This window comes from Paenibacillus sp. cl6col, assembly GCF_900102125.1.
Taxonomy (GTDB): domain Bacteria; phylum Bacillota; class Bacilli; order Paenibacillales; family Paenibacillaceae; genus Paenibacillus_B; species Paenibacillus_B suaedae.
The window spans coordinates 783,993-802,550 of record NZ_FNAZ01000003.1; the positions used below are offsets into that span (position 1 = coordinate 783,993).

15 protein-coding genes are annotated in these 18,558 nt (G+C 48.6%); 1 reads left to right on the top strand and 14 read right to left on the bottom strand.

Annotated features, from left to right (window positions below):
- Window positions 1-161: 161 nt before the first annotated feature.
- The 8 genes from BLS15_RS11565 to BLS15_RS11600 form a co-directional block, all read right to left on the bottom strand.
- Window positions 162-3,506, bottom strand: a complete 3,345-nt coding sequence (locus BLS15_RS11565) for a SwmB domain-containing protein (RefSeq protein ID WP_090511489.1) — start codon at window positions 3,504-3,506, stop codon at window positions 162-164.
- A 221-nt stretch (window positions 3,507-3,727) separates the two neighbouring features.
- A complete protein-coding gene (locus BLS15_RS11570; RefSeq protein ID WP_021257004.1) occupies window positions 3,728-4,792 on the bottom strand; it encodes an AI-2E family transporter in 1,065 nt (354 codons plus the stop codon).
- 69 nt (window positions 4,793-4,861) lie between these two features.
- Window positions 4,862-5,341, bottom strand: a complete 480-nt coding sequence (gene nrdG, locus BLS15_RS11575; RefSeq protein ID WP_028531392.1) for an anaerobic ribonucleoside-triphosphate reductase activating protein — start codon at window positions 5,339-5,341, stop codon at window positions 4,862-4,864.
- Between the two features lie 2 nt (window positions 5,342-5,343).
- On the bottom strand, window positions 5,344-7,239 hold the full coding sequence (locus BLS15_RS11580; RefSeq protein ID WP_081819796.1) for an anaerobic ribonucleoside triphosphate reductase: 1,896 nt from the start codon (window positions 7,237-7,239) through the stop codon (window positions 5,344-5,346).
- 238 nt (window positions 7,240-7,477) lie between these two features.
- Window positions 7,478-7,690: a hypothetical protein gene (locus BLS15_RS11585; RefSeq protein WP_028531394.1), complete on the bottom strand. Its 213-nt coding sequence runs from the start codon at window positions 7,688-7,690 to the stop codon at window positions 7,478-7,480.
- Window positions 7,691-7,740: 50 nt separating this feature from the next.
- Window positions 7,741-8,223, bottom strand: a complete 483-nt coding sequence (locus BLS15_RS11590) for a PRC-barrel domain-containing protein (RefSeq protein ID WP_065292198.1) — start codon at window positions 8,221-8,223, stop codon at window positions 7,741-7,743.
- A gap of 149 nt (window positions 8,224-8,372) precedes the next feature.
- Window positions 8,373-9,575: a cysteine desulfurase family protein gene (locus BLS15_RS11595; RefSeq protein ID WP_090511642.1), complete on the bottom strand. Its 1,203-nt coding sequence runs from the start codon at window positions 9,573-9,575 to the stop codon at window positions 8,373-8,375.
- Between the two features lie 103 nt (window positions 9,576-9,678).
- The gene (locus BLS15_RS11600; RefSeq protein ID WP_021260656.1) at window positions 9,679-10,098 is read right to left on the bottom strand and encodes a cysteine metabolism transcriptional regulator CymR; all 420 of its coding nucleotides are present in this window, start codon (window positions 10,096-10,098) and stop codon (window positions 9,679-9,681) included.
- A 320-nt stretch (window positions 10,099-10,418) separates the two neighbouring features.
- On the opposite strand from BLS15_RS11600, the gene mnmA reads away from it, so the two are divergent.
- Window positions 10,419-11,525, top strand: coding sequence for a tRNA 2-thiouridine(34) synthase MnmA (gene mnmA / locus BLS15_RS11605; protein ID WP_090511493.1), 1,107 nt, complete (start codon window positions 10,419-10,421; stop codon window positions 11,523-11,525).
- Window positions 11,526-11,615: 90 nt separating this feature from the next.
- Here mnmA and BLS15_RS11610 read toward each other — a convergent pair whose 3' ends face one another.
- From BLS15_RS11610 to aspS, 6 genes are all read right to left on the bottom strand, one after another.
- Complete coding sequence (locus BLS15_RS11610) at window positions 11,616-12,968, bottom strand: hemolysin family protein (RefSeq protein ID WP_090511497.1); 1,353 nt, start codon at window positions 12,966-12,968, stop codon at window positions 11,616-11,618.
- A 238-nt stretch (window positions 12,969-13,206) separates the two neighbouring features.
- On the bottom strand, window positions 13,207-13,515 hold the full coding sequence (locus BLS15_RS11615; RefSeq protein WP_021257013.1) for an ArsR/SmtB family transcription factor: 309 nt from the start codon (window positions 13,513-13,515) through the stop codon (window positions 13,207-13,209).
- Between the two features lie 178 nt (window positions 13,516-13,693).
- Window positions 13,694-14,257, bottom strand: coding sequence for a PCYCGC motif-containing (lipo)protein (locus BLS15_RS11620; RefSeq protein WP_081819797.1), 564 nt, complete (start codon window positions 14,255-14,257; stop codon window positions 13,694-13,696).
- A 62-nt stretch (window positions 14,258-14,319) separates the two neighbouring features.
- Entirely contained in the window at window positions 14,320-15,648 is a 1,329-nt protein-coding gene (locus BLS15_RS11625) for a replication-associated recombination protein A (protein ID WP_036666517.1), read from the bottom strand.
- 15 nt (window positions 15,649-15,663) lie between these two features.
- On the bottom strand, window positions 15,664-16,407 hold the full coding sequence (locus BLS15_RS11630; RefSeq protein WP_021257016.1) for a tRNA threonylcarbamoyladenosine dehydratase: 744 nt from the start codon (window positions 16,405-16,407) through the stop codon (window positions 15,664-15,666).
- A 284-nt stretch (window positions 16,408-16,691) separates the two neighbouring features.
- The gene (gene aspS / locus BLS15_RS11635) at window positions 16,692-18,500 is read right to left on the bottom strand and encodes an aspartate--tRNA ligase (protein ID WP_021257017.1); all 1,809 of its coding nucleotides are present in this window, start codon (window positions 18,498-18,500) and stop codon (window positions 16,692-16,694) included.
- Window positions 18,501-18,558: the final 58 nt, after the last annotated feature.

An 18,558-nucleotide genomic window follows, 5' to 3' on the forward strand; every position in this document is an offset into this window, starting at 1 on the left:
GAATCTTCTCTCTGTTCCTAGGGCTTCAGCTTACTCGTTTTCGTCTTCGTTTTGTTCCATATACCTATCCAATAATTTAGTATAAGCAGCAGGCAGACGGTTGTCAAACTTCTTTCGTTTGATCCCATCTGCCTGCTCAACGGATTTTCGCTGAAATGCGACTATCCTAAATATTCAATTTGCTCGAGCATGCGTTTCAGCATAACTGCTGCCTGCGCACGTGTCGCGGTAGCCTTAGGCTGGAATGTATTCGCGGTCATCCCTTGCACGATCCCTGCGGATACTGCCTTGCCTACGCCGTCGCGAGCGTAGCTGCTCACTTGTCCGCGATCATTGAACTTGTTGAGTGCGCTTGGGTTCGAAGCCACATTGCGTCCTGTATATTCCATAGCTCGAACGAGCATAATTGCCATTTGTTCACGGTTGATCGACTCGTTCGGACGGAATGTGCCATTTTCATAACCGCCAATAATTCCTGCCTTGGTCGCAGCCCCAATATAGGGAGCCATCATGCTGGTCTGATTCACATCACGATAAGCGGAAGCACCGGATGCATCAGCTTGAAGCCCCAGCGAGCGTGCCAGCAAAATCGCGAATTGCCCGCGCGTAATGTTGGCGTTTGGTGCAAATGCATTATTGCTGACGCCCTCAATGATATACTTTGATGCCAATTCGCGGATGGCGTCTCGTCCCCAGTGGTCTTTAATGTCCGAGAAGTCCTTCGAGCGATCCATCATGGCAACGGAACGATTGCCCTTGAACTGGAAGGCGTATACCGCAACGCCTAGCTCCTGCTTCGTCACTGTAGGCACATATCCCGCCTTGTTCAGCACGGAATCATAACGAACGGCTGATGCATTACTACGCTGTATCAATTGTGCGTTGCGCACTTTATATTTCAAGTTAGCCTCAATTGTACGCGGCGTGGCGGAGCCAGCAAATGCCGACAAGCGGAATTCAATCGGGTTGACACGCACGCGTGCACCTGTATCGTTCAGGCTGCGCAGCAATGCATTGGAATCTGATCCCGACTGCGATTCTGCTTGAAGCAGCAGGTATGCCTGATTGTTTCCCCACTCGCGTTCAAGCGCACGGAAGTCCAGCTCACGAAGCGGTACCGACATCAATATATCGCCATAACGAATGGAGAAAATCGCGTCATTCGCCTTATTGTATACTTCATTCAACGTTTGCAATGGAACAGCAACCACTGCTCCGCGCTCGGATGTCGGCACATCAAATGCCAGATGATTACGTGTGCCATTCTTGAGTACATATTCAAAAGATGATTTCAACTTTGTTGCCGGTATTGTATAACGCTTCGCAGTGCTTCCGCTCAAGGAACGATCAGAGCTTGTGTCCGCTGCCGAACTCGAGAGCAAATACCATCCATCATCCAAGAACCAGCGGAACGTAGCCGGTTGCAAATCTCCGGGACGTGTCGTGGAACCATCAGTTTTATTCGTAACGGTCGTAGAAGCAAACGACTGCAGCGAATTCCCTGCCAAGTCCTTAATCGGATTTTTCCCTTGCAAATAAGCAACTGTTACCGCGCTGTATGCATTGACCGCTTCGTCCAGCGTCAAGGTAACTTCTTCATTGCGTGTCGAAGCACGCTTTACCTTAATCACCCGATTGTCCGAGTGCACCACGAATTGAGATTCATCCGGCGAAGGCAATTCCTTCAAGCGCTCGGAGAAGACAAGTGTCATCGTGCTGCCCTTCACAGAAGCTGAACGCAAGGTTGGAGCCGTTCGGTCAGAACCATTGTCTACCTTCTTCAAGGTAAATACAGCAGCCTTGTTCCCCGCCAGATCCGAAATACGAGGCTCACCCGTACCTGGCATATAGGATACCGTGACATCATCACCATCGCTAACACTGGAGCTCATGATCAGATTAACCACATTATCACGCACTTGAACAGAATCGACACTTCGGGATGAGCGATTGACATACACCGAGAAATGACTGCGCGGAGGTACTTTGCCCGTGTCTAATTGCTCATTATAAGTCAACGTCAGCAGGCTCCCGCTTACTTCTGCCCGTTGAAGCACTGGCGCCTTCGTATCCGCATCATTGCGCGCCAGCACATCTGTAAATGCTTCAAGCTTGTTGCCGCTCCGATCCGTCAACGGATATCGATCTGGCTTGTAACTTACTCGCACCGTTTGATTATCGCGGATTACATAAATAAGCGACAGCGTTACCTTCGAGCCGTCAACAGATATGCGGCTGACTGTCTTCTCGCTTCCATCCACGGTCACTTTGAATTGCTCATAAGCACGCGCCGACACTGTATCCAGCGGCTCCGACATATCCAACACTACCTTCATGCCTTCCGCATTCGCTTGCTTCATAACAGGAGGCGTACGGTCAACCTCATTGCTTACCGATACTTTCTCAAATGCAGCAGCCGCATTGCCTGCCGTATCCTGAATAGACTTGCGGTCAGCGCCAGGACGATAGGAAATGGAAATGCTCTGACCCACAGGGACTCCGTTCTCCAGGCTTACATCCACATAATCGCTGCCCATAGCCGTTCCCGTTACACGGCGTGTGTCACCATTTACCCATACTTCGAAGCTTGCAGCTGGTGGAACCGAGGTCTTCTTCAATTCCTTGTCGAACGTTAAGCGAATCGTGTCCACCTTGCTCAGCACAGCGGACTTCAACGATGGAGCCACTGTATCTGGATTGCCTGTTGTGAATTTCCATGTATTCAATCCAGCATAAGACTTCCCACTTGCATTGCGCAGAGAATCTGCCGCAATCTCAATCGTGTAATCCATATTAGGCTTCAATTGTTGAACGGGGTCAATCGTAATTGTATTTGTTCCGTCTCCCGTAACCCGGTTAGAGGACATCGGCAGCGCTTCAAGCACTTTGCCGTCTTTTGCCTGCTTCATAATGACGCTCCCGCCAGATTGCTTCCATACCTTCTCCTTGAAAGTCAACACAAGCTTGGAATCCACACGGACGTCCCGTTGCCCGATCGCTGGCGATACCGTATCCAGCTGAGGCGCTCCAGTATCAGCTGCTGTCGTGAACGTCCATTCTGTAGGGTCATAAATACCCAGGAACTCAGAGCTGCCAGACTTGAACGTACCGAAATCTGCTTGAACCCGATAGGAAGTTCCAGAATCCAACGGCTTGGATAGCGTAATCGTTGCTTTTTTCTTCGTATCATCGAGCCGAACTTGGCTGCCGTCTACTGCAACATCCTCTACCTTATCGCCATTTTTCTTTCTTACGGTGATGTTCCCGCTTCCTTTTTCCACTTCACTTGTAAACGTAAGAATAAGTTCAGTTCCGACATTGACACCCGTCGCTCCAGCAGCTGGAGACATGGATGCCACCTTAATTGTTTTTAAGCCCTCTATTTTATCTTTCACTGAGTCTTTAAGTGCTGTGCTTGAGTCTGTCTGCGGCAAAGCCATGGCGGCATTCGCAGAAAGTTCCATCGCTAAAGCAATGGTGAGCAATATCGCAAGTGTTCGTTTCACGTAGAACTCTCCTCCCTTAATTTCCCGTTCGTTCCCCAGGACGCAACTTCGCATAGTTTCACGAATAAAATATACGGCGTCCATCCTTCATTACCGCCGTATCCAATTCTTTAAACGCGCCGAACAACATATTTGTTGTTCATAATTGCGAAACTTTCTGAAAAATAGGTCTTAAGTAGGATGTTTCGTTACTTTGATTTTCCTCCACTACCGATAAATGCTCACACTGTCTTTCTTCGGATTTGATAGGCTACTATATGCTGACAGATTACTTTTACGACTGCAAAGAAAGGAACCGCAAGGATTAGCCCCACAACTCCAGCAATCTCCCCGCCCACAAGCAGGGCGAAAATGATCGTCAGCGGATGCATATGAAGCGTCTTGCCCACGATCTGTGGAGAAATAATATTCCCTTCTACAATTTGGCAGATAGTATTTACAACGATGACCAAAATAATCATTTTGAGCGATACCGTCGCTGCGAAGATAAGTGCGGGAGCAGCACCGAAGTATGGACCGAGATAAGGAATAATATTGAACACGGCTACACATAACGCAAGCAGAAGCGCATAGGGCATGCCGATTATCCAATAGCCGATATATGCAAGCACACCGATAATAAGGCATACGAGAAATTGACCCCGGACGTAGCTTCCTAGTGCAGCATCAATTTCTCTAAATAGCATCACCGTATGCTTGCGATGCGAACGCGGCACATAAGCTATTACCGCCCTCTCGAATACGTCAAAATCTTTCAATATGTAGAAAATGAGGAATGGTACGATAAGCGCAATGAAGAGCAAATTAATGGCGGCCCCAATATTCTCCATAAAGTCCGATATCGCTTTGCCTATCCGCTCCTCTAGAGCATAAATGGAGTCATTTAATCCGGAACGTACAGATGACGGCATCGTCTTGCTAACCCCGTCCATCATCTGTTCCGCCTTCGCATTTAGGTGGGGCATCTGATTGTTAAGCTCAGCAAGCTGCTTCACCAGCATGGGGATGATATTAACTAAAATCACGGTAACTACCGCAATAAACACTGCATAAATAAGCAGCACTGCCATCGTTCGCGGCACTTTCCGCTCATTGAGCAGGATTACGATCGGATTTAACACATAGGCAATGATCATGGCCACGAAGAAGGGGGCAAGCACGGCCTTGAGGAAGCCGTATACATGCCCGATAAGAGGTTTCATCATAAATAGAAAATAGAGGATGATAAGACCAAGCAGACAATAGATAGCCATTACAAAAAGACGGTTCTTCCAAAAACGCTCCACTGTATTACACACTCCATTCATGTACGCTTGTGATGTAGAATGCTTGCAATACAGTAAAGTATGTGTAGCCTAGAGAGAAATTAATCCAACTGGTATCCCTTCCTCCATCCGCCATATGCGCTGATTGTCACTGCCGCGGAAGGGAAGTCCTGGACAACGGCGCTCCGCTACGAACGGACCATCAACCAATACATCCACACAGCGAAGCAGCTCTTGCTGGTCAGCTGTTCCTCTTTCAAGCAGCTGCTCCACCGTATATCCCGTATATACCCATATATGTCGACCCGACTGACGCAGCAGCCGGGTCAATTCCTTCACTTCCTTTGCTTGCATGAACGGTTCTCCACCGGACAGTGTGACATCCGTAAGCGGATTGGACAGCAACTCGGCTGCCACCTCCGCTACACTCATTTCCGTGCCGTTCATCATGTTCCACGATTGCGGGTTATGACACCCCTCGCACTGATGGGGGCAGCCGCTGAAGAACACAACTGTACGCAGCCCTTCGCCGTCAACGACACTGTCATGCAAAATAGATAGAACACGCATACTCATCGATGCTTCACCCGCTCCGTCTCTTCCTTCCGCTTCGCAGAGTTCCACTTGTCCATATCCCCTACCAAATAACCGGTAATGCGGCGAATGCGCTCAATCTGCGAACCTGAGCTTCCACACATCGGACAGCTATCTTCAATCGTATCTTGATGGCCGCATGTACGACAGCGATCAACAGGATGATTAAGAGAACCATACCCAATCCCGCTCATCGCCATTGCACGCACGATACGGTCAAGTGCCTGTGGGTTGGCTTTCGCGCTTCCATCCAGCTCAACATACGTGATATGCCCGGCATTGCACAGCTCATGGAACGGCCCTTCGATTTGAATCTTGTCGATTGCTTTCAACGAGTAATAGACGGGTACATGAAACGAGTTGGTGTAATATTTCCGATCCGTAATTCCTTGTCTCACTCCAAAATCATCTCGATCCCGGCTCGTAAATTTACCCGATAGACCTTCAGCCGGCGTCGCGATTAAGGAGAAATTAAGACCTGTCGCTTCAATCGCCTCATCCATTCGCATACGCATATGAGACACGATGCGCATGCCTAGCTTGCGTGCATCCTCAGACTGGCCATGATGGGAACCAACAAGCGCTACAAGCGCCTCAGCAAGTCCGATAAAGCCAACACTAAGTGTCCCCTGCTTCAGGATACCTCCCAGCTCATCCTCGGGTTGCAAGTCCTCACTTCCGCGCCATACCCCTTGCTTCATAAGAAAAGCAAAGTCACGCACCTGCTTCTTCGATTGATAGTCGAATCGCTCCCTCAACTGCTTCACTGTCAAGGACAGAAGGGAGTCCAATCGGCCAAAGAAATCATCCACACTGGACGACATCATAGCAAGGCGAACAAGATTCAAAGAGGTAAATGACAAGTTCCCTCTGCCGATCGCCGTTTCGTCCCCGTTCACATTGCCCATGACGCGCGTTCTGCAGCCCATGTAGCATGCCTCGCTCTCGGGTGTGCCGTTATCATACTGCGCATTGAACGGAGCATCGAGAAAGGCAAAGTTAGGGAACAGCCGCTGCGCTGTCGTTTGCAAGGCAAGCTGGTACAGATCATAATTCGGATCAGCAGGATCGAAGTTGACGCCTTTCTTCACTTTGAATATTTGAATCGGGAAGATAGGTGTTTCTCCTCTGCCAAGACCAGCCTGCGTTGCGAGAAGAAACTGTTTAATCAGCATTCTCCCCTCCACAGAGGTGTCCGTTCCATAGTTCAATGAAATGAACGGTACCTGCCCGCCGCCTCTAGAATGCATCGAGTTCGCATTATGAATGAATGCCTCGCAAGCCTGATATACGTCACGCTCCGTTAGTCTCCACGCCTCTGTCTCTAGATTGAAGTCTGCTTGCAGCGGCAGTGATTCCATATAGCGAATATGGCGATTGAATGTCTTGCGCACATAAGGGGCCACATCATAATCGAACATCGGATACGCCTGTCCGCCATGCTGCTGGTTCTGGTTCGCCTGTAATATAATCGATGCCAGCGCAAGCGCGCTCTTAATATCCTGCGGCTCGCGCATATATCCATGACCTGTGTTGAACCCCTGCTTCAACATCTTGCCCAGAGGAATCTGGCAGCACGTTGTCGTACCGGAGGCATAGAAATCAAGATCATGTGGATACATCAGGTTCTGCTCCACTGCATCTCTTACGTCTGCAGACAGCAGATGTTGAACCGCATACCAGCGTGCGCTTTCGCTAGCGATCTTCCCCATCATACCCATTGGCGATCTTCCATCTACATTCGCATTTTCCTGCATCAGATCCTGATTGCCACCGTCAACAATCTCATGCAGCGATGCCGTCAGCCGCTCTGTGCTGGTCCGTTTGCTCCGATCCCATACTGCGTTCGTCCGTTTCATGGATACCATCGTCATATCAACTCATTCCTTTCTCTTTATGTACCATCATTTTCAGTGAAATTTGTCTATGTTAACTATATCTAGTGTTGTTATTTGAAAATGAGCACAATATGCATTATGAACGAACTCTTTTTCTCACAATATGAGATTCATCACGGACAAACGGCCGACCATGCAAAAAGCGCTCGTAATCGCCTCTACAAGGCGATTACGAGCGCTTATGTTCCATATGGTGGATATTTCTGCCTGACCCTTACGATGAAGCCTGCGCCTCTGGGAACGAAGGTGCAGCAAATTCATCACCAAAAAATAAGTCATCCAGAGAGCTTAATGTGCCATCCTCTTCGACCTGGTAAACTGACATCTTGTCACCGTTCACCGTCAGCTCTATATAACATCCCCAGCAATAAAATTGGTGGGAACCAATTTTCCCGATATCTTTGGAATTGCAATTCGGGCATCGCAACATCGTATTCACCATTCCGTCCATTGACTAATTTGTTCGTACCGTTCAGGTTATCCGCCATCTTCGAAGATGATAACATCTGATCCCCATTTCAAGCGGCTTGTCCCATCTATCCGCCGTCTGCCTTCCAACAAGTCAGACAGCAAACCGTCTGAAATTTCCAGACCTGTTACTTGGTTACCCATATTTGGCTGAAAATAAACATCGGCGACCCATCCTAATTGCGATCCTTCACTTGTCATGACAGGCAAATCCTTCAACGCTCCATTCCCTGTCAAGAAAGCCCTCTCTATATGGATAGCCTCCGTATGCCGGATGGCTGTATCATTCGCGATCATTATTGCATCCTCACCACAAGCCGTTACCTCTTCCCAGCTCACAGAAGGAGGTGGTGATCCCTTGCGGGAACGACCTTCAAGCTCTATATGTGTGATAGTCCAATCATTCGAAATGCGGATATCCTTTACCTTGGTCAACCGCTTCCCCGTCTCGATTCCGTATACGGGAAGGCCGATTAGTTCCAACAGCTTCATATTGGGGCCCCCTCTTCAGCTAACGGCATTCACTTCCAAATGCAGGACGTTCCTCATCAGAATCAGGGAGATTCTCATTTCACGTACGTCCCCGGCCAACATGCCGCGTTATCTTCAAACGCCCCTCCTTTCACGCTGTGACAATTCCCTTACTGTCTAGTACGAACACGTGATACGATGGTTGCAATTTGTTGCGCAGCGCAAGCAGCCTCTTCCCTAGTATTGCCCAAACCGAAGCTGAATCGTACAGCCGTTCTCTTGCGCTCATCTGGTAAATCCATAGCCTCTAGCACATGCGACAATTCAAGCGAGCCTGATGTGCAGGCAGATCCGCTCGAAGCCATAATTCCCGCCAAGTCCAAATTCATCAGCATTGTCTCCGTAGGCACATCCAAGAAACTGACATTCAATATATGAGGCAAATGCTCAGTAGGATGGCCATTCATGACCACTCGATCGCCGAGAACTGCTGACAACTCTGTCCACAGCGTGCTGCGCACCTGCGCTAGTTCCTCCAGCTTCGCTGGAAGTGAGCCATTCGCTATCTCCATTGCCTTCGCCATTCCGGCAATCCCTGCTGCATTCTCCGTCCCTGCTCTGCGCTTGCGTTCTTGGCTTCCACCATACAGCAGAGGATCCCAGTGAACACCTGCGCGAGCATAGAGAACGCCTATTCCCTTGGGGCCATTAATCTTATGGGCAGAGAAACTGGCGAAGTCAACCGGCAAAGCGCACAGTTCGAGCTTCAAATGGCCGAGCACCTGAACGGCATCCGTATGCATCAGAATGCCATGCTCACGTGCCAAGCGGCCAATTTCTTCTATCGGCTGAAGTGTGCCCACCTCGTTGTTGCCATACATGACACTAATAAGACAAGTATGCGGGCGCAGTGCAGCTTCAATTGCCTCAACCGATACTCGACCCATCTGATCCGGCGCAACATAAGTAACCTCGAAGCCCAACTGCTCCAAGCGCTCGCACGCATGCAGCACTGCATGATGCTCCAATTGAGTCGTCACGATATGCGGCTTGCGTGCGGATGCATCGCCACTGCTTCCTTGCTGAGCAGCAGTTTCTGACGATTGCTTCAGCCAGGCAGACCATGCTGCACCGAAGATGGCAGCATTATCCCCTTCCGTTCCTCCGCTCGTAAAGACAAGCTCCTGCGGCTGGCAGCCCAGCTGGGCGGCAATACGATCGCGGGCTTGATTCAAGGCGAGCTTCGCTTCACGTCCGAACGCATGAACGCTGGAAGCGTTTCCGAACACTTGATGCATACTGTCGGTCATGGCTTGAAGTACGTCCGGATGAAGCGGAGTTGTCGCTGCATGGTCAAAATAGATGCGTTCCATTGTATTCCCTCGTTTCTGCAATTCCGTATGTCCAAATAACAATATCAAACTTCTCTCTCAAGATAAGTGGTCGTCAACCTATAGCTTGCTGTCCATCCATCGTCTAAATATAGAACATGTAGCTGTCCTGGCTTCCCACGTCCTTAAAGTTAACCAGATCGGCAAGAGTCGTGGAATCAAGCACCTGCGCAATGCTGTCCCGGATACGCAGCCACAAGTCACGCTTAGCCGGATCATCCTCTTCCGTGAAGTCGACTGGGGAGATTGGCCCTTCCAGCACGCGAATAATTTCACCTGCTGTAATATGTTCAGGAACGCCTGCCAGTATATAGCCGCCGTATGCGCCGCGAATACTCTTAACCAATCCAGCATTGCGCAGCGGCGCAATCAGCTGCTCCAAATAATGCTCGGACAGTTGGTTCTTCTCTGCAATACTCTTTAGCGACGTTGGACCTTCTCCACAGCTCTTTGCCAGCTCCATCATAATCGTCAGGCCATAACGGCCTTTCGTTGAAATTTTCATATTATACACCTCATAGTTTGATTATCGTATAAATCCAATGTATTCCGATTAAGGTTCCCTGTATATCGTAACATAACTCTTCTCTTTATGGACAATAAACTGATGTGCTATCCCCGAATTATTTCCATTTGCTTGAAAATTCCTTGACATCATCTCTTATTTCCGGTATACAAGCCCTTATGGTACAATACTAAAAGAAGTGAATAAAACTCACTTTTGTATCAAGCCTGTATTAGTTTCAAGCTATTATGATAAAATCGCGAGCCGATAGCCATTATCGCAAGGCCATTCTTACAGCTCGCAGCAAAGACGGTGATACCATGACAAACTCTAATGCGAACACTCGCGTCGTCGTCGGCATGTCAGGCGGCGTAGATTCCTCGGTGACAGCACTGCTGCTTAAGCAACAAGGCTACGATGTCATCGGCATATTTATGAAAAACTGGGACGACACTGACGAGTTCGGACAGTGTACAGCCGAAACCGACGCGGAAGATGTTCGCCGTGTATGCGAACAAATCGGCATCCCTTATTATACGGTGAACTTCGAAAAGGAATATTTCGATAAGGTCTTCACCTATTTCTTAGACGAATATCGTCACGGTCGTACGCCTAATCCAGATGTAATGTGCAACCGTGAGATCAAATTCGGTGAATTCCTGCAGAAAGCACTCGATCTGGGTGCAGACTATCTGGCGACAGGCCATTACGCGCGTGTCCTTCATGAAGACGGCAAGCATACGCTGCTGCGCGGTGTGGACGGGAATAAGGATCAGACTTATTTCCTTAATGCGCTGAATCAAGAACAACTAGCGAAGGCTATGTTCCCGATCGGCCATCTGCCGAAGCCGGAGGTTCGCCGCATTGCAGAAGAAGCAGGACTAGCCACTGCCAAGAAGAAGGACAGCACCGGCGTATGCTTCATCGGTGAACGCAACTTCAAGCAGTTCCTGAGCCAGTACTTGCCTGCACAGCCTGGACAGATGATTGACATCCGTACAGGCGAGGTGAAGGGCCGCCATGACGGGCTTATGTATTACACGCTAGGTCAACGCCAAGGCTTGGGCATAGGCGGCTCAGGCAACGGAGAGCCATGGTTCGTTGCTGAGAAGGACTTGGCCAACAATGTTCTGTATGTGGTACAGGGCGATGATCACCCAAGCCTCTATTCCACAGGGCTCGTTGCATCTCAGGTCAACTGGATCGAAGGCGACATGCCAACTGAACCGATCCGCTGCACAGCCAAATTCCGTTACCGTCAGCCTGACCAAGGAGTTACTCTCCAGAAGAATGCGGACGGAACAGTTGAGGTAACATTCGACGTCAACCAACGCGCTGTAACACCTGGGCAAGCAGTCGTCTTCTATGATGGCAACATTTGCCTAGGCGGTGGCACGATTGATGTCGTCCGTAAATTGAAGGCGTAATACTCAGCAGGAATGCTGAACGAATACAGGGGGTTATCCCGCACTGTGGAATTTTCACACGGTGCAGGATAACCCCCTTCGTCATTGGGTCTAAATGCTTGATGCTGGATTCAGCATCGCATCATGGCTGGTTGCCGCCCCCAGCTTCTTCACATGAAGTCGGGCAATCCGGAAATGATCCGTTTCCTCAATGATGATTTCATACTCAAAGGCGCCTTCCACCCGAGTTCGCAGCCCCACTCTCGGAGGCACCTCCACCATGGCATACATCCAGCCGCCAATTGTATCATAATCCTCGGAAGAAATATTCGTCCCGAAGTACGCATTCACTTCTTCAATCAGCAAACGTCCATCAATCGAATAATTGGTTTCATTTTTCTTCTCAATTTGCGGACGCTCTTCATCAAATTCATCCTGAATCTCGCCAACGATCTCTTCCATAATATCTTCTAATGTGACCAAACCGGCTGTCCCACCGAATTCATCAATAAGCAGCGCGATTTGCACCTTATTTTTCTGCATCAGTTTCAACAAGGCACTAATTGACATCGATTCTGGGACACTTAACATTGGCCGAACAATCGAATGAATGCTCTCCAAATCATCAGGAGCCTTCACAATGTCGCGAATATGGATAAAGCCGATAATATTATCCTTATCGTTATCGCATACCGGATAACGAGTATGCATTTCCGTCAGCACTTTGGTCTTGTTTACTTCAAATGAATCCTCTGCATACAAACAGACCATATCGGTTCTTGGAATCATAATTTCCCGTGCATGCGTTTCCGTAAAGTCGAAAATGTTGTCTACAAGTGCCAATTCAGTATTATCAATGAGACCGCTCTTATGGCTTTCCTTCACTAGGATACGAATCTCTTCTTCCGTATGAGCTGATTCATGCTCAGAAGCCGGCTCGATGCCGAATACCTTCAGCACCATATTAGCCGTACCATTTAATAGCCAGATGAACGGATACATCACTTTGTAGAATAAGCTTAATGGTCCTGCAGTCCACAATGCTACACGTTCCGATTTGCGTATCGCAAGCGTCTTAGGCGCAAGCTCGCCGAGAACGATATGCAGCACGGTAATGATAATGAAGGCGATAGCAGTAGATATCGATGTAATCACCGCATTACTTGCACCAAGTGCCGTCAACGGTTCATACAGCAGCTGTGCGACAGTCTTCTCCCCGATCCATCCGAGACCAAGAGAAGCAAGCGTAATTCCCAATTGGCAAGCAGACAAGTAAGCATCCAAATGCTCTGTCACATGCCGAGTCAGCTTCGCTTTTGCATTTCCCTCCTGCACGAGCGTATCCAGTCGACTTCCGCGCACCTTCACCATCGCGAACTCTGCCGCAACGAAAAAGCCATTCAAAAATACTAATAGCAGTACAAACAACAATCCCCAAAATATCGGTAACGGATCACTACTCACCCGATCTCCTGCCCACTCCCACTTCGAAACGGACAGGAACACCTCCCCATACAATAAAATAAAGACATATATATATTATATAAGAAAATACATAAGAATCCTACTCCCATACGCCTCATCGTTGAACATATGAGAATTAGCGGGATTTGTTGTCTTTATGTATATTCTTTTTTTATATCGTCCTATCACCATTTTTGTTGAATATGAATCGGAACAATCAGTCTGCGCTTTCGCGAAATTATTGCTCAATCGCGTATCGAACTGCTTCATTTAACAGCTCAAGTATATAAGCATCATCGCAAATATATAAAATATTTTGACCTTCTCTGCGATATCTGACGAAGCGATATGCACGAAGTGTTTTCAACTGATGAGATACTGCCGATTGTGACAATTGCAGAGCGTCAGCGACTTGATTTACGGCGCATTCCTCACGCGCAAGAAGTGACAAAATTCGAATACGTGTCGGATCACCCAACGCTTTGAACGTTTGCGATACCCGCTCCAGTACATCTGCATCCAAATCTTTTCCCAGGAAATAATTCATCTTCTTCTTCTCCTTTGTGTTGTTCATCTATATCTGGCTGTAATGCGTGGGAACGAGATGAACATACCTACATATGTATGGCCCTGTTGCCTGTAGGTTATGACAAAGCGAAGAAAAATAAACATGGATTCCGAAGGAATCCATGCCAATTGATTCAGAGCATGCATGAAGCCTGCTCCTACACAGCAGGAAGTGGTGTAGGAGTAGGTTCTGCATATCCCTCTTTGTATTTGGTATCAATAGCTTGGCGGATGTCTTTGACCGACTTCCCGTCCCGCAGCATGAGAGAGGCCTCTACGGCAATATCAAGGCACACACCACAGCGAGTGCCGTGATCATCCCATTCGATCTTCGCCTCTTTCTTCGAGGCGACGAAGCAATTCAAATTGCTCTGGTGGCCAGCTACTTCTCCGCATCCGCAATAACAAGGAATATATTGAAGTAATTCACTGTTCGTAGCAGCCAGTTGATAAATTTGTCGCATTTCCTTTTGTTTGTCATTCAAGAAAGGCGGAAGTTTGGCAACCGATGCCGTCGTTTGACGCAGATCGCCATTCTTCATCAGACGTTCATGATCTCCTGATGCTTGTCCGGCATGTTCTGCGCCTTCTTTACCCGCAGGAGAGCTGCCACAGCCTGCGACAATTGTTAATGCGATAAGACCAATAACCAATGAGAATGGTGCGAGTCGATTCAGACGATGTCCTTTGTTTCTGTTAGCTCTGTGCCTACGAATGAACATGAAAATACCTCCATCAAAGTATTCATTTCAAATTCAGTACAGGTCTGTCTACATTAAACATACTAAACGTCGCCTCGCCCATGCGAGCCTCTTCTCCGCTCTTGGTTGATGCGCATCTTCGCTTCTGTCCCCTGATCATTCGCCATAAAGAATACCCGCTTCTTGATCAGGTCAGGCAGGTATTGCTGCTCTACATAGTGTCCTGGGTAGTCGTGTGGATACTGATAGCCCTTGTGTCCGAGCTTGTCCGCGCCTTTATAGTGGGTATCTCGCAAATGCAATGGCACTTCAGCGGTCTTAATATCTTCAAACGCCTGCATGACACGAGCAATGGCAAGCGGTATCGAGTTGGACTTCGGACTTTCTACCGCGAATAAGATAGCTTGTGCCACGATGTACTTCGACTCCGGCCAGCCAATTCGATGATAGGCCTCCAATGCGCTCACAGCCTGCACCATTGCTTGCGGGTTCGCCAATCCGATATCCTCGCTGCATGCAACGGTTAATCTGCGAATGAACGTCATTGGATCCATGCCCAGCTTCTCGACCGCATACAGGAACCAGTACAATGCCGCATCACTGGAGCCGCGAATACTCTTGTGGAAGGCGGACAAGACGTCATACTGTACAGATTCATCTGCCTGCACAGTCGGCCGCCGAACGGATTCTTCCGCCACTTCCAGCGTAATGTGGACTGTCCCGTCTTCCTCCGGTGTCGTCGTCATTACCGCCATCTCCAGCGCGTTCAATGCACGGCGTATGTCACCATTCGCCATGGAAGCGATATGCTCAAGCGCATCCGGGTCTGCCTGAATCGGCATGAAGCCAAGCCCACGCTCCTTATCCACCAAAGCACGCTTCATCGCCATCAGCGAGTGCTCCTTCGTGAGCGGCTTTAATTGGAACAAGGTCGAACGACTGATCAACGCTCCATTTACATGATGGAATGGATTTTCCGTTGTTGCGCCGATGAATATAATCGTCCCCTTCTCAACGGCAGGCAGCAAGGCATCCTGCTGCGATCGATTGAAGCGATGAACCTCATCCAAGAACAGAATGGTCTTGGTGTTGTACATCTTCTTGTTCGTATCCGCCTGTTCAATTACGGCTCGAACATCCTTAACTGATGCATCGACAGCATTTAAACGAACAAATTCACCCTTTGTCTGCTCCGAGATGATATTCGCGAGCGTTGTCTTGCCGCAGCCTGGGGGGCCATACAGTAATATCGAGGAGACCCGATCCGCTTCAATCGCTCTCCGCAGCAGTCTCCCCGGCCCTACAATATGTTCTTGGCCGATATATTCTTCCAATGTTCTTGGCCGGATTCGATCAGCCAGCAATCGCATCGTCGGATGCTGCTGTTCTTCCCCATAAGAGAATAGATCCATATCTGTCACCACGAATTACAAGTCTGCCAGCATATCGCGAATCACGACACTGACCATAATAAGCCCGGCTACCGGCGGTACGAATGCGTTACTGGATGGCGGCTGCTTCGCCTTGCGAATATCAGGGGCAGTATCCGGTACGATGCGCTCCGTAACATCCTCACGCGGCTTGATCGGCTCCTCTGTAGAGAACACAACCTTGACCCCTTTGCGAATGCCATCCTTGCGCAGCTTTTGCCGAATGACGCGGGCAATCGGGTCGTAAGACGTCTGCGAAATGTCAGCCACTTGGAAGCGCGAAGGATCCATCTTGTTCGCCGCACCCATGCTGGAAATGATAGGTATTTTACGTTTCAAGCATTCTTTAATCAAGTGAATTTTATAAACAATCGTATCTGATGCATCGACAACATAATCTAGTTCATACTTGAACAGTTCCTCATAGGTTTCTTCTGTATAGAACATGTTAAGCGCGATCGCGTCGCAGTCAGGATTAATTAGCTTAATCCGCTCACGCATCAACTCCGCCTTCTTCTGACCTACTGTTGTCGTCAAGGCATGAATTTGCCGGTTAATGTTCGTAATATCGACTGTATCTTTATCAATGAGAATAATTCGGCCTACACCGGTGCGTGCCAATGCTTCTGCAGCCATTGAGCCGACACCGCCGATTCCTAGAACTGCAACTGTGCTGTTTTTCAGCTTCTCTAATCCTTCAGGTCCAATTGCGAGTTCCGTACGTGAAAATTGATGCAGCATAACGTCCTTTTCCTCCTGCGTCTCATTATCCATGCATGGTTTATGCATCGTGTGATGTGCAATATTTGCACGTCAATTGGCACACGCCTGCACAAATGGCAACACTTCTGCACAAAAAGCCATCATGCATCAAGTTCGCATCTTAGATGCTTAATCTACTACCTTCTATCGTACCATAGACGGGCTCAAGAACATAGCGGAACGCCCCTTGCCCAAGCATCCGCTAGATAGGAATTTCGGGAGAGGGGCGTTATATGCTAACAGCTTCTTTTCAGCCGTCCGGCTTATTGCTCTTCGTTATTCTCTTGAGTCTTTTCTTCTTTTTCTTTCTTCTTGTACGTCGACTTAATATGCAAAACATCCAACTGAGACTTATCAACTACGTTAGGCGCATCTGTCATCAAGTCTGTTGCGCTTGCCGTTTTCGGGAATGCGATCGTCTCGCGCAAGTTCGTACGTCCTGCAAGCAGCATTACGAGGCGATCCAAGCCGAATGCAATACCGCCGTGTGGAGGCGTACCATATTCGAAGGCATTCATCAAGAAGCCGAATTTTTGTTGTGCTTCTTCTGGTGTGAAGCCAAGCGCCGCGAACATCTTCTCTTGTACATCGCGGTTGTAAATACGCATCGAACCGCCGCCGATTTCATAACCATTCAAGACAAGGTCATAAGCTTGAGCGCGGATTTGGCCAGGATCAGTATCGAACAATGCCAAGTCTTCGTCCTTCGGACGTGTGAACGGATGGTGTTCCGCTACATAACGCTTCGCTTCTTCGTCGTAGCCAAGCAATGGGAAGTCAACAACCCATGCGAACTTGAACGCATTGTCATCGATCAGGTTCAAGCGGCGGCCGATCAAGAGACGAAGGTTGCCGAGCACATCGTATACCACTTTACGCTTGTCCGCAGAGAAGAGCAGCAAGTCTCCCTCTTCTGCGCCTGTACGCTCACGAAGGGATGCGATTTCTTCCTCGCTCATGAACTTCACGATTGGACCGCGGAATTCGCCGTCCTTCACTTGAATCCAAGCCAAGCCTTTCGCACCATAGCGTGCTGCATACGGTGCCAAATCATCGATGTCCTTACGGCTCCATGTTCCGCAGCCTTTTGCATTCAGGACTTTAACAACGCCGCCCTTTTCGATTACTGACCCAAACACCTTCACGCCGCTGTTTTGTACGATATCGCACACATCCACAAGCTCAAGGCCAAAGCGAAGATCCGGCTTATCGGAACCGTATTTCTCCATTGCATCTTGGTACGTAATGCGTTGGAATGGCGTAGGAATATCTACTCCTAATGTTGTCTTGAACAAACGAACCATCAATTGCTCCATCATTTCATGCAATTGCTCTGTAGACATGAAGGACGTTTCGATGTCCACCTGAGTGAATTCTGGTTGACGGTCTGCACGCAAGTCTTCATCGCGGAAACAGCGCGCAATCTGATAGTAACGCTCAACGCCGGATACCATAAGCAGCTGCTTGAAGATTTGCGGCGATTGCGGCAATGCATAGAATTCACCTGGATGCACACGGCTTGGTACTAGGTAGTCACGTGCGCCTTCTGGCGTAATCATTGTCAAGATTGGTGTTTCTACATCGATGAATTCATTCTCTTCCAAGAAATCACGGAATACTTTCGTTGCTTTGGAACGAAGCATCAGTGTCTTTTGCATTTCCGGACGACGAAGATCGAGGTAACGATATTTCAAACGAAGGGACTCATCAATTTCAATGCCGTCTTCGATGAAGAATGGCGGGTTCTTCGCTGCATTTAAGATTTCAATTTCCGTTACGCGTACTTCTACCTCTCCTGTTGGCAGATTCGGGTTCACCGTTTCTGCATCGCGTTCAACGACTGTACCGCGAACAGCAAGCACATACTCGTTACGCGCACGATCTGCAATGTCGTGAGCCTCTTGAGAGAAATCAGGGTTGAATACGACCTGTACAAGACCGCTTCTGTCGCGCAAATCAATAAATAATACCCCGCCCAAGTCACGACGACGCTGTACCCATCCATTCAGGGTAACCGTTTCGCCAATTCGTTCTTTTGTAATTTTTCCGCACTGATGCGTTTTGTACATCATAGGATGCACGCTCCTCACATTAATATAGTTCATCCATTTACGAATGGAATTGAGCCTA